Source organism: Hyphomicrobium sulfonivorans (assembly GCF_013306565.1).
Taxonomy (GTDB): Bacteria; Pseudomonadota; Alphaproteobacteria; order Rhizobiales; family Hyphomicrobiaceae; genus Hyphomicrobium_A; species Hyphomicrobium_A sulfonivorans.
Genome location: NZ_PZPO01000006.1, coordinates 316,731 through 335,401 on the forward strand (window position 1 = coordinate 316,731; position 18,671 = coordinate 335,401).

21 protein-coding genes are annotated in these 18,671 nt (G+C 61.9%); 13 read left to right on the plus strand and 8 right to left on the minus strand.

What is annotated here, in order from left to right:
- The first annotated feature begins 103 nt into the window (after window positions 1–103).
- Entirely contained in the window at window positions 104–481 is a 378-nt protein-coding gene (locus C6Y62_RS14910) for a DUF423 domain-containing protein (protein WP_173954579.1), read from the plus strand.
- Window positions 482–591: 110 nt separating this feature from the next.
- On the opposite strand, the gene C6Y62_RS14915 is transcribed toward C6Y62_RS14910, so the two are convergent.
- From C6Y62_RS14915 to C6Y62_RS14925, 3 genes are all read right to left on the minus strand, one after another.
- Window positions 592–1,005, minus strand: a complete 414-nt coding sequence (locus C6Y62_RS14915) for a thioesterase family protein (protein WP_068459190.1) — start codon at window positions 1,003–1,005, stop codon at window positions 592–594.
- A gap of 156 nt (window positions 1,006–1,161) precedes the next feature.
- Entirely contained in the window at window positions 1,162–1,854 is a 693-nt protein-coding gene (locus tag C6Y62_RS14920; RefSeq protein ID WP_173954580.1) for a Crp/Fnr family transcriptional regulator, read from the minus strand.
- A 168-nt stretch (window positions 1,855–2,022) separates the two neighbouring features.
- Window positions 2,023–2,319 carry a hypothetical protein gene (locus C6Y62_RS14925; protein WP_173954581.1) on the minus strand — a complete coding sequence of 99 codons (297 nt, stop codon included), beginning with the start codon at window positions 2,317–2,319 and terminating at the stop codon, window positions 2,023–2,025.
- 45 nt (window positions 2,320–2,364) lie between these two features.
- On the opposite strand from C6Y62_RS14925, the gene C6Y62_RS14930 reads away from it, so the two are divergent.
- Window positions 2,365–2,574, plus strand: a complete 210-nt coding sequence (locus C6Y62_RS14930) for a hypothetical protein (RefSeq protein ID WP_173954582.1) — start codon at window positions 2,365–2,367, stop codon at window positions 2,572–2,574.
- Between the two features lie 114 nt (window positions 2,575–2,688).
- Window positions 2,689–3,342 (plus strand): polymer-forming cytoskeletal protein, encoded by a 654-nt coding sequence (locus C6Y62_RS14935; RefSeq protein ID WP_245281779.1) that lies wholly within the window; start codon window positions 2,689–2,691, stop codon window positions 3,340–3,342.
- 57 nt (window positions 3,343–3,399) lie between these two features.
- Here C6Y62_RS14935 and C6Y62_RS14940 read toward each other — a convergent pair whose 3' ends face one another.
- Window positions 3,400–3,681: a DUF3175 domain-containing protein gene (locus C6Y62_RS14940; protein ID WP_157066552.1), complete on the minus strand. Its 282-nt coding sequence runs from the start codon at window positions 3,679–3,681 to the stop codon at window positions 3,400–3,402.
- 175 nt (window positions 3,682–3,856) lie between these two features.
- On the opposite strand from C6Y62_RS14940, the gene C6Y62_RS14945 reads away from it, so the two are divergent.
- Window positions 3,857–4,156, plus strand: a complete 300-nt coding sequence (locus C6Y62_RS14945) for a hypothetical protein (protein ID WP_173954583.1) — start codon at window positions 3,857–3,859, stop codon at window positions 4,154–4,156.
- Between the two features lie 37 nt (window positions 4,157–4,193).
- Here the strand turns inward: C6Y62_RS14945 and C6Y62_RS14950 are convergent, their stop codons facing one another.
- Window positions 4,194–4,571: a hypothetical protein gene (locus C6Y62_RS14950; RefSeq protein ID WP_173954584.1), complete on the minus strand. Its 378-nt coding sequence runs from the start codon at window positions 4,569–4,571 to the stop codon at window positions 4,194–4,196.
- Window positions 4,572–4,607: 36 nt separating this feature from the next.
- Window positions 4,608–5,513, minus strand: a complete 906-nt coding sequence (locus C6Y62_RS14955; RefSeq protein ID WP_420844171.1) for an ATP-binding protein — start codon at window positions 5,511–5,513, stop codon at window positions 4,608–4,610.
- A 221-nt stretch (window positions 5,514–5,734) separates the two neighbouring features.
- On the opposite strand from C6Y62_RS14955, the gene yajC reads away from it, so the two are divergent.
- The 6 genes from yajC (at window position 5,735) to C6Y62_RS14985 (ending at window position 12,950) form a co-directional block, all read left to right on the plus strand.
- Window positions 5,735–6,067, plus strand: a complete 333-nt coding sequence (yajC, locus tag C6Y62_RS14960; RefSeq protein ID WP_173954585.1) for a preprotein translocase subunit YajC — start codon at window positions 5,735–5,737, stop codon at window positions 6,065–6,067.
- A 51-nt stretch (window positions 6,068–6,118) separates the two neighbouring features.
- The gene (secD, locus tag C6Y62_RS14965) at window positions 6,119–7,741 is read left to right on the plus strand and encodes a protein translocase subunit SecD (RefSeq protein WP_173954586.1); all 1,623 of its coding nucleotides are present in this window, start codon (window positions 6,119–6,121) and stop codon (window positions 7,739–7,741) included.
- 11 nt (window positions 7,742–7,752) lie between these two features.
- Window positions 7,753–8,745 carry a protein translocase subunit SecF gene (secF, locus tag C6Y62_RS14970; protein ID WP_173954587.1) on the plus strand — a complete coding sequence of 331 codons (993 nt, stop codon included), beginning with the start codon at window positions 7,753–7,755 and terminating at the stop codon, window positions 8,743–8,745.
- Window positions 8,746–8,880: 135 nt separating this feature from the next.
- Window positions 8,881–9,270: an Mth938-like domain-containing protein gene (locus C6Y62_RS14975; RefSeq protein WP_173954588.1), complete on the plus strand. Its 390-nt coding sequence runs from the start codon at window positions 8,881–8,883 to the stop codon at window positions 9,268–9,270.
- Window positions 9,271–9,414: 144 nt separating this feature from the next.
- Window positions 9,415–10,260: a squalene/phytoene synthase family protein gene (locus tag C6Y62_RS14980; RefSeq protein ID WP_173954589.1), complete on the plus strand. Its 846-nt coding sequence runs from the start codon at window positions 9,415–9,417 to the stop codon at window positions 10,258–10,260.
- Window positions 10,261–10,337: 77 nt separating this feature from the next.
- Window positions 10,338–12,950: an SGNH/GDSL hydrolase family protein gene (locus C6Y62_RS14985; RefSeq protein ID WP_173954590.1), complete on the plus strand. Its 2,613-nt coding sequence runs from the start codon at window positions 10,338–10,340 to the stop codon at window positions 12,948–12,950.
- Between the two features lie 41 nt (window positions 12,951–12,991).
- Here C6Y62_RS14985 and trmFO read toward each other — a convergent pair whose 3' ends face one another.
- Entirely contained in the window at window positions 12,992–14,410 is a 1,419-nt protein-coding gene (trmFO, locus tag C6Y62_RS14990; RefSeq protein ID WP_173954591.1) for a methylenetetrahydrofolate--tRNA-(uracil(54)-C(5))-methyltransferase (FADH(2)-oxidizing) TrmFO, read from the minus strand.
- A 276-nt stretch (window positions 14,411–14,686) separates the two neighbouring features.
- Here trmFO and C6Y62_RS14995 point away from each other — a divergent pair, with 276 nt between their 5' ends.
- From C6Y62_RS14995 to C6Y62_RS15005, 3 genes are all read left to right on the plus strand, one after another.
- Complete coding sequence (locus C6Y62_RS14995; RefSeq protein WP_173954592.1) at window positions 14,687–15,793, plus strand: DUF2157 domain-containing protein; 1,107 nt, start codon at window positions 14,687–14,689, stop codon at window positions 15,791–15,793.
- Window positions 15,790–16,398, plus strand: coding sequence for a GDYXXLXY domain-containing protein (locus C6Y62_RS15000; protein ID WP_173954593.1), 609 nt, complete (start codon window positions 15,790–15,792; stop codon window positions 16,396–16,398). Before C6Y62_RS14995 ends, C6Y62_RS15000 begins: the two co-directional genes overlap by 4 nt.
- Window positions 16,399–16,550: 152 nt before the next feature.
- On the plus strand, window positions 16,551–16,898 hold the full coding sequence (locus tag C6Y62_RS15005) for a hypothetical protein (protein ID WP_173954594.1): 348 nt from the start codon (window positions 16,551–16,553) through the stop codon (window positions 16,896–16,898).
- A gap of 286 nt (window positions 16,899–17,184) precedes the next feature.
- Here C6Y62_RS15005 and C6Y62_RS15010 read toward each other — a convergent pair whose 3' ends face one another.
- Window positions 17,185–18,636 (minus strand): hypothetical protein, encoded by a 1,452-nt coding sequence (locus C6Y62_RS15010; RefSeq protein ID WP_173954595.1) that lies wholly within the window; start codon window positions 18,634–18,636, stop codon window positions 17,185–17,187.
- Between the last annotated feature and the right edge of the window lie 35 nt (window positions 18,637–18,671).

Genomic DNA, 18,671 nt, shown 5'->3' on the forward strand with positions numbered 1-18,671 from the left:
GTACCGGTTTTCCGATAAGAAGCACCGAAAAATAAATGCTAGAGCTGTCTCGCGAGCCTACGGCGGCGAGACGGCTCTAAGCTCACATTGAGGAACGCGTGGGATGAATACGCAGGCCGGTTTGCTTGTACTTTTCGCCGGTTTGGCCGGAGCTGCCGGCGTGGCGCTGGCGGCGATGGGTGCTCACGGTGGCGATACCGCCGGCCTGACGATACCTGCGCACTTCCTCATCATGCATGCCGCTGCGGTGCTGGGCGTCGTGGCGGTTGCATTGCGCGCCGACAGGTCGTGCATCTTTTTACTCGCGGGCTTCGTCATGCTCGTTGGTGTGACGTTATTCTCCGGCGACATCGCAATGCGGACGCTGAGCGGCGACCGCCTATTCCCGATGGCTGCTCCCATCGGCGGCTCGACCATGATGCTTGGCTGGGCGCTTGTTGGTATCGCGGCGCTGCGCGAGCTGTTTGCCCGCCGCGCCTGAGAAGACGAAGCGCTTCACTTCAGTCTGAAAGCAATGTGGACGTATCGGTGCGCGGTGCATTCGCACGGCTTGGTGCGCCAATGCGCTTCCGCGCGCAGCTGGGTGTCGCGTCAGGCCGCGCCCTTGGCCTGCACCTTGGAGCGAAAACGCGCGCTGTCGACGATGATGCGTGTGTGATGGCCGCGGCCAACCAATTCGCGTCCGTCGCGCGCCTCAAGTGCGAAAGTCAGTTTGCGGCCATCGCGCTGGATCAGCTCGGCGCGGGCCGTCACCTCCATACCCTGCGGCGTAGCGGCGATGTGCTCGACGTCGATATGAATGCCTAGCGTCTCCTGGCTTTCATCCAGTGCGCTTTCAACGCAATCGACGGCGGCTGCTTCCATCAGTGCGACGAGCGCAGGGGTGGCGAAAACGGGTGCGCGCCCGCTGCCCATATGCGGCGCCATAAGCGTTTCGACGACACGGACCGTCGCGCTGCCGGTCCGGCCCAGTGGCAGCTCCGCCGCGTTGTTCGTCGCTGTCATGGTCGTCCCCCGCTTTGCTGATGCCGCAGCGTTACCATTTATTGCGGGGGAATTGCACGCGGGGACAGCGCTGCTGGTGTCGATTGTGGCCAATCCGTGGCCGGGATAGCTCTGCTGCTGTGTGAGTCAGTGGTGCTGGCGGTGTTAAGCAGCCCGTCAGCGAAGCGATTGGCCGTCGGCAAGCCGTTCAAGCGCGGCGATGTCCCGGATGCGCAATCCGGACCCATCCGCAGCGACGATCCCTGCCTTTTCGAGCAGCCGTAGCGTAGCGGCCAGCTCATTGACGTCCAGATCGAGATATCCGGCGACGACTCCGCACTTCAGATCATCCGCAATCAAGGTTGGATCGCGGCCTTCGTAGGAATTGCAGCGGGAGATGGTGACGAACAGGGCGGCGAGGCGGCCAGCGACGTCCGGCAGCCTGGCGGCACGGGCCTCCGCATTACGCAGCAGCGAGACTTCGCGTTCGATCGCGGCGGTGAGGGGCGCGGGTGCGCCAGCAGCGTCGGTTTTGTTCTGCGGCGCTGGCATAGCAGCCCGTGGAATACAGCGAACGGTTGCAGGGATGTTGGCCTGGGCGGAGCAGGCGTGCCGGTCGAGATAGCCCAGGCCGACGATGTCGCCTGGAAACGCAAACTCGATGACATCGGCAGTGCCGTCAGCGCCGGAGGTGAAGATGCAAATCGCGCCTTCTTCAACCCGAAAAACGTGGGTGCGCAGTTCGCCAGCGCGGAACAGCACCTCACCTTTGGCCAGACGCCGGACTTCAGCCGCGCTGCCGTTGGCATCGGATTCCCGCGTTCCAGTGCGGCGGGTGCTTGCGGATACTGGGTCAGATGGTGAGAGCATGGCGGTGGCGAGCTCGATACCTACGCAGACCACTGAACATTATGTGGCTACAATACAACAAGCAAGCAATTATGTGTTAATAATTGCTAATTTGTGCTAGACGCTTATGCAGGAAACGGAACAGGCGCAGCGTTTCCGTCGCGCCTACCCCAATCTCCAGCCAATGGCTTACTGCGGCAGCCGGCAGGCATATGAAGTTGCAGCGCATTCCACGCCGAAGATGCCGGCTGAGGTGCAGGATTGCAGCTTCGCTTCGCCAATAACCGTGTAGCCGCGATTGGAAGCGACGTTGACGGCGCCCTGGGTGGCCATCAGCGTGGCAATGCTTTCGGTCAGGCCGCTGCCTACGGCGCGGAAGCCTTTGCAGTCCTTGGCGCCACGCGGAACCGCCGGATTGGCGGATGCGATAACGGGCGTCAACGCAACAAGGCTGACTGCGGCGGTGGCGAGCAGGAACTTCAACATGACGAGATCCCTCTAATTTCCGGCTGGCTGGCTGGCGCGTGCCGGATGGGCCAGCGACCAAAGGCCGATTTCCTCAGTAAGCTGCGCTTGGGGGCTGTCATTCTCAAGGCGCTGGGGCGCACAGTGTTGTGGATTACGCCCAGTGTTGCCCGGACGCTTCTATCGCCGCTGGTGGAATCGGAGTTGGCGTCTCAGGGTTCCGCGACCGCAGCCGCGGGGCTGGAGCGTCAGCATCGCGATGCGCGGCGCGTTTAACCTCGTGCAGCGTTCGTCCTCGGATCTGTCGTCAGCGTGGCTTATTCAAAATGCTTCATGATCGGGGGAAGGCATCGGACCGATCGCTCGATGCCATTGGGAGCAGGTCGACCCGTGGAAGACAAGTCGCGCGTCATCATCATTCGAGAAGATACGTTCCTTAAGGGCGAAATCCGCAACGCCGGTCGCATCGAAGTATTCGGCTACATCGAAGGCGATGTCTTCACCGACAAGCTGATCGTGCAGCAAGGCGGCCGCTGCTTCGGGCGCATCAAAGCCGGTTCGGCGGAGGTGCATGGTCAATTGCAGGGCGAGATCCACGTGCGCGAGGTGATCAACATCCGTGCAACGGGCGACGTGGCCGGCAATGTAAAATACGGCAAGCTCGGTATGGAGCTTGGCGGCGCGTTGACTGCCGAGGTGCGCAACATTCCGCCTTCCATTGCCGGCGATCTCGACCTCTCCGTCGATCGCGGCAGAACCGCTCGCATCACGCTGCAGGATTTGTCTGCACTCGACCCCGATGACCGCGCCGAGGATCTGACCTTCACGGTGTCCGAGGTGCTGAACGGCTATGTCGTGCTGGCTTCCGATCCCGCGCAGCCGGTCGCCAACTTTACCCAGGCTGATCTTGAGCAAGGCTCGGTGCTGTTTCATCACGACGGCACGGGCGCGGAGCGCGCCGGATTTGCAGTCGTCGTCGCAGATCGCGCCGGTGCGATGTCAAACGTGGCACAGGTGAACGTGGCAGTTCGCCCGGGCCGCTGACGGCCCGCAGTGCTGGCTGTAGACAGCGATCTCGCTAAGCGGCTTAGCGGCCGAGCGTCAGCTGTGCGCAGACTTGCCGAAGCGCTTGCGCAGTGCTGCCTTGGCCTGCTCCAGCGTAGCCATCTCGCTGTCGTCCAGATTTTTGCCGGCGCGATTGATGTAGAAATCCAGCATGGACATCGCAGTACGATAGGGATCCTTCGTGTCGCGCTGCGGATCTTCGGCGGAGTGCTGAAGCGCGGCGGCGATGACATCGGGATCAGCCGCTTTGAAAATGCCGGGAGGCAGATCATAGGGATGATCGTGCTCGGTGACGTCCTTCGACCATTTGTTGACCATGGCGCGCATCCTTGACTGTAGGCAATCCGATGACAGAGCAAGCTCGCCAAGGTCAGAATGTTCCGTGACGCTGACCGGAATAATTTTCGATAAATTGCGATTTAGGCCGCAGCGGCTTTGCGAGAAATTGCGATTACTATTGGCGGCGCACTGAACGATCGCGGGGCCAAGTCAAATGCGAATATTTCGCTGGATCATGATGATCATCGTGGCCATCTGTGTGCTGCCGTTTATCTGCACGCTACTGGCGGATATGATTGTCGCCATGGCGGGCTGCGACTTCAATCTAGGCGCCAGCCAGACGTGCGCAATCGGCGGGCTGGAAATCGAACCGGCGCTCTATTTTCTGGCGATGCAAGGATACGCGCTGTTCTTCACCGTGCCGGTGCTGATACTTGCGCTGCCGCTTTGGGCGGTTGTCGAGATCGTGCATTGGCTACGCGCCCGCCGTGCTGCACCGCTCAACGCCGAATAACGCTCGCTGATACATCGCTGCTTACTGCTGCACCGGATTACTTGCAGCGAAGAAAGTCGCGGGCGCCCGCACTGTCGGTGAATGTCAGTGTGTCGCCTGAAACGGTCAGACTGAACGCGTAGTCGAGTTCGTCACCTTCGATCGTGCACGTGGCTGCAATGGTCCAGTCGCTTTCGACCTGCTGCACCGATTTGAAAACGCAATGGCTCTCGTGCTGGTCGTAGCGATCCTTCGCCAGAATGAGCGGCGCTTCGCGGTTTTCCTGGCCGACCGTGCACTGCGCGGGATCGAGTGACCAGGTGCCGACGAATGGCGGCTCTTCGGCACGCAGTGCTGTGGCGCCGAACAGAGCCGACGCCACGACGGCAAACACCAGCGGGCGGATATGGCGAACGGTGATCGTGGACGTCGTCATGGCGTGTGCTCCGCTGGCGTTTGCTATCAGCAACTATCAAACGTTGAGGTGTTTGCCGAGGCGTCCGGCAACGTGCTGGGTAAACTGCCAGGCAACGCGACCCGAGCGCCCGCCACGGGTGATGCTCCATTCCAGAGCGTCCCGCACCAGTTCATCGTCCGGCACGCCGAGGCCGAAATGGCGTGCGTACCCGCGCACCATGTCCAAGTATGCGTCCTGACCGCAGTTGTGGAAACCAAGCCAGAGGCCGAAGCGGTCGGAAAGTGAGACCTTTTCTTCCACCGCTTCCGACGGGTTGATCGCAGTCGAGCGCTCATTCTCCATCATGTCCCGCGGCATCAGATGGCGCCGGTTCGAGGTGGCATAGAAGATGACGTTTTCGGGCCGTCCCTCGATGCCGCCTTCCAGCACCGCCTTCAACGATTTGTAGCTGGTGTCGTCGTGGTCGAACGAGAGGTCGTCACAGAATACAATGAAGCGGTGGGGGCCGGACCGCATGGCGGCAAGGCATCGGGGCAACGAATCGATATCTTCGCGATGGATCTCGACCAGCTTCAGGTCGCCCGATTTTGCCGGATCACTGGCCAGCCGTTCTCTCACGTCTGCGTGAACAGCCTTCACCAGCGATGACTTGCCCATGCCGCGCGCGCCCCATAGCAGAGCGTTGTTCGCAGGCAGGCCACGGGCGAATTGCTCGGTGTTGGCAATAAGCTGCGGCGCCACGTTGCCGACGCCCTTCAAGAGCTCCAGCGGTACCCGGTTTACCTTGTGGACCGGCTCAAACCGCTCGTTTTCTGCCGACCAGACAAAAGCCGATGCGACCTCCAGATCGATCGGCTCCGGCGGCGGCCCGGCCAGCCGTTCCAGTGCGGTGGCGATGCGCTCCAGCTGAAGCGCCAGTTTGGCGTCGTCGTTCATGGTCGGACCTGTAAATTCAGTCATCTAGGGCTTTTTTGCTTGCCGGGGAGGGGCAGTGCTTCTATAGCGCCGCCGAGCGGCAAGTCACACGGGTTGTGTGGCATCGCACAACCGGTCTCTGTATTGCAAAGAAGCTGTTGGACACTATAGTCACGGCTCTTTTCACTCAGGGCAGTCGCGCTTATCTGCGCTCGCGCAGGTAAATGCACGCCGTCCGCCTATCATCGGCAAGGGGAAGCACTAGCATGTTCATTACGCCAGCATACGCGCAGGCTGCCGGAGCGAGTGATCCGTTCATGAATCTGATCGCGCCGATGCTGGCCATGGTCGCCATCTTCTATTTTCTGGTGATCAGGCCCCAGCAGCAGCGCGCCAAGGCGCACCGTGAGCTGATCAATCAGATCCGCCGCGGCGATACAGTTGTTACGGCCGGCGGGTTCGTTGGCAAGGTGACAAAGGTTTCCGACACTTCCGATGAAGTCGAGGTTGAGCTTTCCGACACAATGCGGGTGCGGGTGCTTAGGTCAACTCTCATGGACGTGCGCAGCAAGGGTGAAGCTGCAAAAGAAACGGCGTAGGGCGGGCTGACGACGGACGTCGCTGGCTGCAAACGGGATCGGTTGAATTAGATGCTGCACTTCGAACGCTGGAAGATCATCGCAATCGTCATGACCTGCATGGCGGGCATCTTCTTCACGCTGCCCAACTTCTTCTCCAAGGAGACGGTTGAGAGCTGGCCGAGCTGGATGCCGCACAGGCAGCTTCCGCTTGGCCTCGACCTGCAAGGCGGCGCCCATCTTCTTCTCGCCCTTGATACCAAGGAGCTTGAGAAGGACTGGCTGACGACGATGCGCGACGACGCCCGCAAGCAGCTGCGTGAGGCGAAGGTTGGCTTCACCGGTCTTGGTATCGTCGGCAACGCGGTGCAGGTGAAGATCTCGAAGCCTGAGGATCTGGAGAAGGCGAAGCAGGCGCTCGATAAGCTGGTGCTGCCGATTGGCAGCGCGCTCATGGGCACCGGCGCCAACGACATTTCCGTTACCGTCTCGGGCGCCGACACCATCACGCTGGCGCCAACAGAGCCTGGTATGCAGCACCGCGTTTCCAGCGCGGTCAGCGCCGCCATCGAAACCGTCAACCGGCGTGTAAACGCCATGGGTACGTCGGAATCGACCGTGGTTCGTCAGGGCTCCGACCGTATTCTGGTGCAGTTCCCGGGTCTGCATGACACGACGCTGCTGAAAGATCTGATCGGTCAGACGGCGAAGCTTACGTTCCATTCCGTGCATCCGACCATGTCGGCTGAAGACGCCGCGCAGTCGCGTCCGCCAGTTGGCTACAAGGTTTATCCGGGCGTTGAAGGCGAGGAGAGCGGCCGCAGCTATCTGCTGCGGGATTCGCCGGTTGTTTCGGGTGAAGATCTGGTCGATTCACAGCCGGGCTTTGACTCGCGCACCAACGAGCCGATCATCTCGTTCCGTTTCAATCAGTCTGGCGCGCGCAAGTTCGGCAATTTCACCAAGGATCATGTTGGTCAGCCGTTCGCTATCGTGCTGGACAACAAGGTTCTGTCAGCTCCGGTGATCCGCGAGCCCATTCTCGGTGGTTCGGGCCAGATTTCGGGCAGCTTCACGGTTGAGAGCGCCAATACGCTGGCGGTGCAGCTCCGTTCCGGCGCGCTGCCGGCCAAGCTGACCGTGGTGGAAGAGCGCTCGGTTGGACCGTCGCTCGGTGCGGACTCTATTGAAGCCGGTAAGCTTGCCGGTCTCGTCGGTCTGCTGCTCACCGCTATTCTGACCACCGTTGCCTACGGCACGTTCGGCGTCATCGCCTGCGTCGGCCTGCTGGTGCACGGCTTCCTCATTCTGGCGCTGATGACGATGATCGGCGCCACGCTGACGCTGCCGGGTATCGCGGGCTTCGTGCTCACGATCGGTATGGCGGTGGACGCGAACGTTCTCATCTACGAGCGCATGCGCGAGGAGTTGCGAAACGGCAAATCGCCGATTGCAGCCATCGAAAATGGCTTCCAGCGCGCGTTCGTCACTATTTTCGACAGTCAGCTTACGACGCTGTTCGCGGCCATCATCATGTTCTGGCTCGGCTCGGGTCCGATCCGTGGCTTCGCCGTTACGCTGACGCTCGGTATTCTTACCTCGGTGTTCGCTGCGGTGACGGTGACCCGTCTGCTGGTGGCGCTCTGGCTTAAGAACGCCAAGAGCAAGGGCCGCATCACCGAAGTGCCGGTTTAAAGGGGCAAGCGATGTTTTTTCCGATTCCCGATTTCAAGGGGTTCGACTTCTTCCCGCATGGAACGCGCCTGCCCTTTATGAAGTACAAAGGGCTGGCCTTGGTCATGTCCGTTGTGCTGATGGTTGGCTCCGTGGCATTGTTTCTGGTGCACGGGCTGAACTACGGCGTCGACTTCAAGGGCGGTTCGCTCATTGAGGTGCAGTCGAAGTCCGGCCCTGCGGATGTTTCAGAGGTACGCAAGAAGCTCAACGATCTCGGTATCGGCGATGTGCAGATTCAGGCGTTTGGCTCTGACACCGATTTGCTGATCCGCGTCGAGCAGCAGGCGGGCGATGAGGCTGCGCAGCAAGTGGCGATGAAGAAGGTCGTCGACGCGCTGGGTGATGGCTATGTGCAGCGCCGTATCGAAGTTGTGGGCCCGGCGGTTTCCAGTGAGCTGCGCTCCACCAGTATCATTGCACTGATCGCGTCGCTGTTTGCTGTGAGCCTTTATGTCTGGTTCCGGTTCGACTGGCAGTTTGCGGCCGGCGTTATCCTGTCGCTGTTGCACGACGTGCTGCTGACCATCGGCATCTTTTCGCTGTTCTGGCTTGAGTTTGACCTGTCGATCGTGGCGGCGGTGCTGACGATCGTCGGTTATTCGATGAACGACAGCGTCGTGGTGTCAGATCGAATTCGAGAAAACCTGCGCAAATACAAGCGCATGGAATTGAACGAACTTCTCGATCTGTCGATCAACGAGACGCTGTCGCGTACGGTGCTCACGGGTATGACTGCGATTGCGGGTATCGCTGCGCTGCTGCTGTTCGGCGGCGAGGTTATCCGAAACTTCTCGCTCGCCATGCTGCTCGGCATTGTGATCGGCACCTACTCGTCGATCTTCATCGCAGCCCCGTTGCTTGGCTTCATCGGCATCAAGCGCGACAACCTTGTCGGCGGCGGTTCCAAGACCGCACCTGGCGCAGAGAAGAGCAACAAAAAGGAACCGGCCGGCGCCGTCTGACGGTTGACTTGCCGCTTCGCCATCGGGCTTGCCGATGGTGGCATGTTCCGCGCTTAGCAAACTGGGGTCGTCGGCATAGCTGGCGATCCCATTATGCTGTTTGCAGTTTGAATAAGGGCTCGCTGAGGACATCGGATGCTTGAAGCGCAGCCATATCTGCCCGGTCGTGCGCCGATTGATGCCTACGGCAACGGCGGTTTCCGCTTTGCCGACATGAGCCATCGGGGTTCGCTGCTTATCGTACCGAGTGGCGTCTATGCGTGGGATGTTGCCGACTTCGATGCCCTGATTGCCAACCCGCGCGCGCCCTCGCTTGCGCGTTTTCTTGATGAGCTGAAGCCACCCGCGTTCGTGCTGCTGGGCACTGGCGTCGAACATAAGATGCCGCCGAAGCCGATGGCGGATCTGTTCATGGCCGCCGGCATTGCGCTTGAACCGATGGCGACGGGCGCGGCGGCGCGGACCTATAATGTGTTGCTGGCGGAAGGGCGCACGTTCGGTGCCGCATTGATCGCGGTCGATTAGGATTGTCTTTTGTGGCGCTCGGCGACTCCGCTGCGCCGAGCCGGCCGCCGAGCGCGTAATGGGAACCATGCACTATTGCCCGGTCTGTGCTAGGCGCTGCATCGGAAGCCATGACAACCATGTGCTGCGGGAGGGCCGAAGTTCATGGACGACAAAGATCGGTCGAGCGGTGCAGGGATCGTGCGTGATGAGGCGCGCGCGTTCGATTATGATCGCTATCTCGCGGCGCTGCTTGCGCCGGTATCGGCCCAGCAAAATCTCATCACTCTTGCGGCGTTTCACGGCGAGATTGCACGCATTCCGCTCCAGGTGCGCGAGCCCGCCATGGCCGAGATCCGCCTGCAATGGTGGCGCGATGTGCTGGATGAGATTGCAACCGATGCGTCGGCTCCCGCGCACGCGCAGAACGATGAAAACGAAGCGGCGATCGGCATGCCTCTGGCCGATGCCGTGCGGCGCGCAGTGGGCGCGGGCGGGATAGACGTGGCGCTGCTGGGTTCCATTGTGGATACCTATGATCACCTGCTCTACGGCGGTGACCTTGCGGCTTCCGGGGCGGTGAGTGCGTTCGCGGCGGGCAGTCAGGGCGCTGCGTTTAGCCTTGGAGTGACGGCGCTCGGCGAAGATGCGGGGGCGCCGGAATGCGATGCGCTGATCGCGGCGGCGGGGCAGGCGTTTGGGCGCGTGCAACTGTTGCGGGCGTTGCCGGTGCTGTGCGCACTTGGAAGAAATCCATTCGGAACCAATGACTTGGTGGCCGTGGTGCCAGAGCTGCGCACGGAAGCACGCGCGTGGCTGGTCGAGGCGCGGGCGCGGTTCAAGGATGCGCCCCGCGGCGTGTTGCCAGCCATGCTGCCGCTTGCCCTCGTGGAGCCGTATTTGAAGGCTTTTGAAAGACTTGGCGACCGCTGCGTGACGACGGAAGCGAACGTCTCACCGCTGACACGGGTATGGCGGATATATTGGGCGTACCGGCGAGGACGGTTTTAGCTATCTTCGGGACCAGAAATTGGTGCGCTGCGTTCAAGACCCATCAATGGTTTTTCAAGGCGGATAAAGGATCGTTCATGGTGCGATCGGCCACCCGTTCGTTAGCGGCGTTAATCCTGTCGGTTTGCTCGCTGATGATGGCCTGCGGAGCTGGAACTCCGGCGACTGCTCAGAGCGCCGCGTTGCCACTGCCTCAGATCGCCTGGCGGGTGGAAAATCCGTTCCGCTTTTTCACCGATGCAACGGATACGGAAGTTCACCGCGCGACATTTCTTGCGTTGCCACCGGCGGACCAATTACAGCGACCCATCCTGGCCGCCGAGCAGGCGCTGAGTGTTCGCCATGATGTGAGCTGGGCGGAGACGATGTTCCGCGACACCTGCTGGAACTCGGACACCAACCAGTTTGTCTGCAAGGACGGGCGCGCGTACATCAACCCGACATCGCACCGCGCGATTTTCCGCGTCACGAATATCGATGAGGCGGCCGGACTGAGCTGCACCTGGCTGACGGCCCCGCGTAGCGGCCCCGTCCGGGGCGATGCTGTGACGTTGCCGTGCAGTGAAGAGGTGCGCTTCGACATTCCCTATCCGTCGGGTGCGCGCATCACGGTTGAGATCGGCGGCCGCGAAGTCGCTGCGGAGGATGTGCAGATCAAGGATCTGCTGGTTGTCGGCATGGGCGACAGCTTCGCGTCGGGTGAAGGCAATCCGGACCTGCCGGTTCGCTTCTCGCGTGACCGCAGCTCCGATTACGGCACCCACAGCGGCGTTGCGCTTAATGGTTATCCGGCGCGTATCGGCCCGTGGAAGCAGATCGGCGACAAGGGGTTCGTGAAAGAGAACTCGCGCTGGCTGGATCAGGCGTGCCACCGATCGCTTTATTCGCATCAGCTGCGCGCGGCGATGCAACTCGCCGTCGAGGACGACCATCGCTCAGTTACGTATGTCGGTGTGGCGTGCTCGGGCTCGGAGGTGACTTACGGCCTGTTTCTGAAATACGCGGGCAACGAGTGGGTGCCGAACCCGACTGACATGTCGCAAATCTCTGCGATTGCCGCCGCGCAGTGCGAGGGCGACGACGCGCCGACGCAGGATCTGCCGGAAGCCTATCACATGAACGGCGCCATTCCGGAGCTGCGCGGCGGGCTGGTGCTGCGCAAGTGCGATCCGATCAATGCGCGCAAGATCGACCTGATGTTCGTGTCGGTGGGCGGCAACGATGTTGGCTTTGCGCGTCTGCTGGCCAACTCGGTTCTGGACGACGCTTCTACGCTGCGCATGCTGGGTGGCTGGTTTGGACAGGTGCACGGTCTTGATCATGCGAGCCTTGGGCTGGAAGCGCTCATCAAGCGTTACAAGTCGCTCAATCGCGCGCTGCACTATCTGCTGCATATCCCGTGGGAGCAGTCCGATCGCATTTTGCTGACGGCGTATCCAGGCCTTGCGCTGCAGGGCGATGGTGTGAGCACTTGCCCCGATGGCGCGGCAGGCATGGACGTGCTGCCCGATTTCAAGTTCAGCGAATCCAAGGCGCGCATTGGCACCTGGGTGGCGGATAAGCTGCACGTGACGATGAAGAAGGCGGCCGATCAGTATGGCTGGAGCTTTGTTGATGCGCACCGGCGCGAATTCATTGGCCGTGGCATTTGCGCAGGGAACACCACCGACGGCACGCGCATAGCTGACGATCTGCGTCTGCCGCGTAAAACGGCCGACGGCTGGCGTCCGTACAACCCGGCGGATTATCGACCCTATGTGCCGCGTCAGCGCTGGTTCCGCACACCGAACGACTCCTTCATGACCGGCAACTTCCATGTTGCGCCATCGCTGCTGCAGAAGGTGTTGAAGCTGGATGCGTTTGCGTGGGTGCAGTTGCTGCTGGCGGCAACTTACTCCGGCGCATTCCATCCGACGGCTGAAGGTCAGGCTGCGATTGCGGACGCGGTTGCGCACCGGGCGCGCGCTGTATTGCAGAAGTATGGTCAGGGTGCGGAGAAACCGGCACTGGCGGCGACGGCGCCCTCGATGCTGGATGAAACGGGCGCTGCGGCGTCTTCGACTGGACACGGCGCCGACAATCTTCTGATTGCGCCGGGGGGCGCTGTTCCGCCGCCTGCGCCGATCGAGCAGGCGCCATTGCCGGGTGTAGCACCGTCAGGGGGAGAGGCGCCCGCCGGTATACAGGGCGGCGTGTTGACGGCACCGCCCGGCACGCTGAATGCTCCGGCTGCGTCAGGGGCTGCGGCTAAGGCAATCGATGCGCCAGCGCCGTCGAAGGCCGGGGTGGATGGCGCAATGCAGGCTCCAGCTGCCCCCGCACCAGTGTTGGAAGACTTGCCACCTATTGCACCACCCGTCGCGCCCGCTGCACCGAATGCGGCACCTGCTGCAGGGCCTGCTCCAGCAACCGGCGCTGCTGCGGCTCCCGCTCCCGCAGCGGCCGTGACGCCGCCCGGTCAACCGGCTGTCGGTGGGGCGATGCCAGCTTCGCCGCCAGCAGCCGATGCTGCCCCTTCGCTTGATGGCGCGATGGGCGAGCCGGATGACGCGGCGCTGACGATGCCGGATCTGACGTTGCCGGCCGATCTGCTCAACGCGCCGCGATCAGCACTTGAGGATGAGCAGGGCGGCGACGCGCTGAATTCAAAGGCTGTGCTGCCGCCGTCGTCTGCCGTACCGGCTCAGTGACACGCGACGCGCCCGCTGGTGTAAGCGCGCTGTGCTGCGCATCAGGCCGACGCGGGTAAGGACACTTCGGCCAGCCATGCATCAATGTCGGCGAGCGCGCGCACGCTGACGGCACGCTTGCGCGCACGGCCGCGCTCCTTGCCCTTCAGCCGATTGCCATCGGCATCGGTGGACGGCTTCTCGATGTCCGGCAGCAGACCGTAGTTGATGTTCATCGGTTGGAACGAACGCGCGCCGCTGTCGTCATCGTCGGCGGTGATGTGCCCGCCGGTAATGTGGCCGATCAAAGCGCCGAGCGCTGTCGTGTTCGGCGGCGGCGGACAGAGACGCCCTAGTCGCTCGGCCGCTGCGAAGCGACCCGCCAGCAGGCCGATGGCGGCGCTTTCGACGTAGCCTTCAACGCCGGTGATCTGTCCGGCGAAACGCAGGTGCGGTGCCGCCTTGAGGCGCAGCGCCGCGTCGAGAAGCTTGGGCGAATTGAGGAACGTGTTGCGATGCAGACCGCCGAGGCGCGCAAACTCTGCGTCCTGCAGGCCGGGGATCATGCGGAAGATGCGCACCTGCTCGGCGTGCTTCAGCTTGGTCTGGAAGCCAACCATGTTCCACAGCGTGCCGAGGGCGTTGTCCTGGCGGAGCTGCACCACCGCATAGGGCCAGCGACCGGTGCGCGGATCATCGAGGCCGACCGGCTTCATCGGGCCATAGCGCAGCGTGTCGCGGCCGCGCTCGGCCATCACCTCGATGGGCAGACAGCCATCGAAATAGGGCGTTGAGGCTTCCCATTCCTTGAAGCTGGTTTTTTCGCCTGCGATCAGCGCGTCGATGAAGGCTTCATATTCCTCGCGGTTCATCGGGCAATTGAGATAGTCGGCGCCGGTGCCTGCGGGGCCGGCCTTGTCATAGCGCGACTGGAACCATGCGATTGTGGTGTCGACGCTGTCGCGATGGATGACCGGGGCGATGGCATCGAAGAAGGCGAGGTCGGCTTCGCCGGTGAGTTTGCCGATGGCGCTGCTGAGCGCGGCCGAGGTGAGGGGGCCGGTGGCGACGACGACGCTTTCCCATTCGCGCGGCGGCAGACCGGCAATCTCGGTGCGCTCGATGGTGATCAGCGGGTGGTCGCTGAGGCGGCGCGTCACCTCTTCGGCGAAGGCATCGCGGTCAACGGCCAGCGCGCCGCCCGCGGGCAGCTTGTGGACATCGCCCGCCGCCATGATGAGCGAACCGGCGCGGCGCATTTCCTCATGCAGCAGGCCGACGGCGTTATATTCCCAATCGTCGGAGCGGAACGAGTTGGAGCAGACAAGCTCGGCCAGGCGATCGGTGCGGTGCGCGTCGGTGCTTTGCACGGGGCGCATCTCGTGGAGCACGACGGGCACGCCGGCGGATGCGATCTGCCAGGCGGCTTCGGAGCCGGCGAGGCCCCCGCCAACGACGTGAATGGGTTTGATATGTTGCATGGCGCGGCAAGCTAGTGGAAAGCGCGCCGGGCCTCAACGGGGATGCGATTAACAGAGGGTGAAGATTGGCGCAGGGCGGTGAGTGTGCCGCAGCGCCTGCCCGCCGGGGTTGTTCCGCTGGCATTGGCTTCTGTGGGAAGCGGTGAGTGGCGGCTTGGGTCCGGCCCATTGCGGACATAGTTTCGCAACAGGTGGCGGACTATCGTCCGGTCGCCTTTCAATCACGCCGGTGGCTGTCTTTGCAGAAGGTGGCCCCGCAAGTTCTCAGAGATAAGCATGTCACGCTATGCCAAGCGGCTGGACCGCGATCTGGCCCGCTGGCGGGAGGCCGGATGGCTGAACGCCCAAGGTGAGGCCGCCATCCGGCAGGATGTCGCCGCGGGCGACCGCAACAAACTCGACCTCGCAACGGCGCTGGCCATTCTCGGTGCGGTGCTGATCGGGTTCGGGGTTATGAGCTTTGTTGCGGCCAACTGGAGCGAGATGCCGAGGCTGTGGCGCCTGGTGATGATTTTCGCCGGGCTGTTCGCCTCGTATGGCATTGCGGGCGCGCTGTACGAGCGCAACCATTCCAACTTTGCCGATGCTGCAGTGCTGGCGGGCGTGGCCATCTTCGGCGCGGGTATCATGCTCATTTCGCAGATGTTCCACATTGAGGGCAATCCGCCCGATGCGGTGCTGGTGTGGGCGATCGGCGCGCTGGCGGCTGGCGTGCTGCTGCGCTCGAATGCGGCGCTGGCGGTGGCGCTGCTGCTGGTCTGCCTGTGGAGCGGATGGCAACGCACAATCGATGGCAGCGTGCATTGGTCGTTTCTGCTCGGCTGGCTTGCGGTGACGGCGGCGATAGCCGCGCAGCGCTGGGTAGGCGGGTTGCATCTGGCGGCGGTGGCTCTGACGGGTTGGATCATCAGCCTGGGCTACAGCCTGCTTGACGGCAGCGGCGGCGGCCATGGCGTGGTTGTCGTCATCGGCCTGCTGGTGTTCGGCGCCGGCGTGGCGATGTCGAAGCTGGATGACGGCAGGCTGCATGGCTGGGTGACCCCGACCATCGGCTATGGCCTGGTGATCGCGTTTGCGGGGCTGTTCGCGATGCAGTTCATCGAAGGCGCGGCGCTCAACGAGTTCATCGTGCTCGCAGTCGCTGCGCTGGCGCTGGTGCTGGGAGGCATCGCGCTGGGGCTGCAGCGGGGCAGCTCCGGGCTGCTGTGGCTGGGCTACGCCGGTTTTTCGATTGAAGTGCTGGGGCTTTACTTCAAGACCGTGGGCACGCTGTTCGGATCGTCGCTGTTCTTCCTTACCGTCGGCTTTGTCGTGGTCCTGCTGGCTTACGTGGCCTACCGCCTGCATGCGCGGGTGCACCCTAACCTGGAGGTGGCGCGATGACCGACGTATTCGCACATCGGAAAATTGAAACGCCGCGCCGTAACCTGTGGCTGGCGATTGCCGCCGTCGCACTGGGCCAGGCAGCGGTGCTTGGCTGGATGATCTGGGATCGCGCGTCGCTGCTCAGCAATGGGCGCGAGGTGGTGCTGGATGTGATCCCGGTCGATCCGCGCAGCCTGTTCCGCGGCGATTATGTGATCCTGGGCTACGACATCTCGCGCGTGAAACTGCCGGCCGGGTCGGTGGTGCCGAAGCGGGGCGATGCGTTCTTCGTGACGCTGCACAAGGGTGACGACGGCCACTGGACGTCCGTTGCAACATCGGCGCTTCCGCCTGAAAGCGTTGCAGCGGGCGACGTGGTGCTGCGCGGACGCGTGACCTATGCCTATCAGCCGACGCGTAACGAAGCCGATCAGCAGCCGAACATCGGGCTCAGCTACGGCATCGAGAGTTATTTCGTGCCGGAGGGAACGGGGCGCGAACTTGAGCGGATGGTCGGTGACCGGAAGATTTCCGCTATATTGGCCGTGGACGCCAGCGGGACCGCGGCCATCAAAGGTCTGATGGCGGACGGAAAGCGCGTTTACGAGGAACCGTTGCTCTGACGGGCATCAGATTCCGGCCTCAGCTGTGACCTGATTGCCGCGTCGTGCGGCTTAATTCAGGTCTGGGGCGCCACAGCCTATCGAGGTGTCATAGAGAATCTGTCAGTGTCCATTGAATCACTGGCAAGAATTCACGCACCTGGGGGGTGGAAATGTTGCCTAAAACTCTGTTGGCGTTGGCTGTAGCCGCCGTCACGATCACGACTGTAGTACCGGTGGCCATCGCGCAAGAAACAGGCCTGGCAACGGCCCTTCACGCTGTGCGCCGCGAAGGTGGAAAGCTGTGTCTGACTGACCATTGGCATTACGGTAGCAGCGGACGTCATTCGACCAAGGCTGCTGCCCAACGGGATGCCATTCAGTCCTGGCAGGACTTCACCAATCTTGAATATGGCCGCTCATGGGCGTTCTTCAGCCGCGCAGCTAGCAAGAAGGTGGGCTGCTCGCAGACCGCCGCCGGCTGGAGCTGCGATGTGGAAGCACGCGCCTGCAGGCGTTGATCCTGGTTTAGATGTCCCGCAGCGTCACTTGAGGGCGCTGGGCCTGCATGACGAATAGCAAAACGGCCACGTTGCGACGTGGCCGTTTTTTGTTGTGGTCGACGTCGTTATCGATCGAGGACAAGCAAAGCGGAGAATCCGCATGGGATCGCACGCGTCACGACATGGCTCGGGTTCAGGAACGCCAGCCTAAAACCGCTCGCGGAGGTCGATCTACCCACGACCGAAGACCAGTGTCAGCTCAACATGTTCAATTATGAGTGCGAGGGCATGTGCGGAGTGCAGACTATAACTTGCTTGCCGACGCGCGGCGGATACCATCGATGAACACGATCTCCGAGCTTGGTTTGCCGGCCTTAACTTGGGCGTTCTTGACCGCCAATAGCTCCTTGGCCTTGTTGCCAATGTGCCCAACGTCAATCACGACGTAAAACCCGCGTGTCGTCTCTTCTGCACCCTTGTACGTCTCCAGTTGCTTGCCGTACCCGGCCACGACCTTCGGGTTCGTTGAGAGCTTGATCTCTACCAACACTCGGCCCTTGAACCCGGACGACATTTTAAAGTCTACCGGGCCGTTGCCAGTCTCGGCTTCCGGCGTCAAATCCAGATCATTTGCTTTGCAGTATGCATGAGCGACAGCGAAAAACATTCGCTGCGCTGCCTTCTCCGGCCGTGGGCTGCTTTGATGGTAGAGTTCCTCCGAAAGGCGGCGCTTCTCAATCAGAAACTGGAACTGCTCAATGATCTCGCTAACTACGGCCGCGACGCTGGCGGCGTCGTGTTTCTTGGGGGCAGCGAGTTTGAAAGGCTGATCGCTGGCAAGCGTTTCGGCGATGCGTCGCCAAACGAGTTCACCAAGTGGATCGCCAGCCATATCGTACGGCTTCGGTTTCGCTCCGCGCAGAAGCTCCATGTAGAGCTTAAAATTGTCCTGGCTGCTCATGGCCCAGCCGCGCAGATTGGACTTATCCTTGCGGGTCTTTCGGCCCCATATCTCCGCGACCTGTTGGTTCACCTTGTTCCTAAGAGCAGCGTTCTTAGACGCAGCATCTGCGACGTCGGACCAGTCAGTTGCGATCGGTAGGTCGCGCAGAACATCCGATGGAACCAATATGATGGGCCCGGCACCCTTCTCGAACGGGTTGATCGGAAGCTCCGCTTCGTAGCTGCTGCCATTCTTGAGGTTCAAGCTAAGCTTTTTCGTCGGAACCTTTAGTCCCTTCAGAACGCGTGCATTGAAGGCCAGTAGGTCAGGCAGGATGACGTTGGTCGCCATGTCGCTGATCCGGTCGGGGCCAATCCCGTCCTCAAAAAGGCCCATGGCCACGAACAGGTCTGGATCATCAACGCCGAGGTCTACGATCTCCCTCGCAGTTTGCATCACGCCATTCGTAGTGAACGCACCTGACCCGCTCCCAGACACGGATTGTCCGCCGTAGCCAAGACAGGTCCACTTGATCTCCGGAAATTCCATCATGCGCCGAGCGTTGCGCCACGCGGTGTCACCCAACTGCTTCGAGCCGGCGAGCAATTTGATGACTGTCTCGAAGTGTCTCTCGTATGTCTTCCGGCCACCCTTGGCCATCTCGGGATGAGCGCTCAGTGGGATCAGAAATGGGTCGATGAAAAGCTTGGTGTCGACGTTGAGCGTTGGGTTCAAGACGCCGCGCTTGGCGAGAACCTTCTCATCAATGCCGAAGTGGGCGGAGAAGCGAACGGGGTTGCTGATCTTGGCCATGGGCCGGCGCCTCTCTCCAACGGCGTCGGAAATCT

Coding starts and splice junctions, on each gene's coding strand:
- C6Y62_RS14910 (WP_173954579.1), top strand. CDS start 104: ATGAATACGCAGGCCGGTTTGCTTGTACTTTTCGCCGGTTTGGCCGGA.
- C6Y62_RS14915 (WP_068459190.1), bottom strand. CDS start 1,005: ATGACAGCGACGAACAACGCGGCGGAGCTGCCACTGGGCCGGACCGGC.
- C6Y62_RS14920 (WP_173954580.1), bottom strand. CDS start 1,854: ATGCTCTCACCATCTGACCCAGTATCCGCAAGCACCCGCCGCACTGGA.
- C6Y62_RS14925 (WP_173954581.1), bottom strand. CDS start 2,319: ATGTTGAAGTTCCTGCTCGCCACCGCCGCAGTCAGCCTTGTTGCGTTG.
- C6Y62_RS14930 (WP_173954582.1), top strand. CDS start 2,365: ATGGGCCAGCGACCAAAGGCCGATTTCCTCAGTAAGCTGCGCTTGGGG.
- C6Y62_RS14940 (WP_157066552.1), bottom strand. CDS start 3,681: ATGGTCAACAAATGGTCGAAGGACGTCACCGAGCACGATCATCCCTAT.
- C6Y62_RS14945 (WP_173954583.1), top strand. CDS start 3,857: ATGCGAATATTTCGCTGGATCATGATGATCATCGTGGCCATCTGTGTG.
- C6Y62_RS14950 (WP_173954584.1), bottom strand. CDS start 4,571: ATGACGACGTCCACGATCACCGTTCGCCATATCCGCCCGCTGGTGTTT.
- C6Y62_RS14955 (WP_420844171.1), bottom strand. CDS start 5,513: ATGACTGAATTTACAGGTCCGACCATGAACGACGACGCCAAACTGGCG.
- yajC (WP_173954585.1), top strand. CDS start 5,735: ATGTTCATTACGCCAGCATACGCGCAGGCTGCCGGAGCGAGTGATCCG.
- secD (WP_173954586.1), top strand. CDS start 6,119: ATGCTGCACTTCGAACGCTGGAAGATCATCGCAATCGTCATGACCTGC.
- secF (WP_173954587.1), top strand. CDS start 7,753: ATGTTTTTTCCGATTCCCGATTTCAAGGGGTTCGACTTCTTCCCGCAT.
- C6Y62_RS14975 (WP_173954588.1), top strand. CDS start 8,881: ATGCTTGAAGCGCAGCCATATCTGCCCGGTCGTGCGCCGATTGATGCC.
- C6Y62_RS14980 (WP_173954589.1), top strand. CDS start 9,415: ATGGACGACAAAGATCGGTCGAGCGGTGCAGGGATCGTGCGTGATGAG.
- C6Y62_RS14985 (WP_173954590.1), top strand. CDS start 10,338: ATGGTGCGATCGGCCACCCGTTCGTTAGCGGCGTTAATCCTGTCGGTT.
- trmFO (WP_173954591.1), bottom strand. CDS start 14,410: ATGCAACATATCAAACCCATTCACGTCGTTGGCGGGGGCCTCGCCGGC.
- C6Y62_RS14995 (WP_173954592.1), top strand. CDS start 14,687: ATGTCACGCTATGCCAAGCGGCTGGACCGCGATCTGGCCCGCTGGCGG.
- C6Y62_RS15000 (WP_173954593.1), top strand. CDS start 15,790: ATGACCGACGTATTCGCACATCGGAAAATTGAAACGCCGCGCCGTAAC.
- C6Y62_RS15005 (WP_173954594.1), top strand. CDS start 16,551: ATGTTGCCTAAAACTCTGTTGGCGTTGGCTGTAGCCGCCGTCACGATC.
- C6Y62_RS15010 (WP_173954595.1), bottom strand. CDS start 18,636: ATGGCCAAGATCAGCAACCCCGTTCGCTTCTCCGCCCACTTCGGCATT.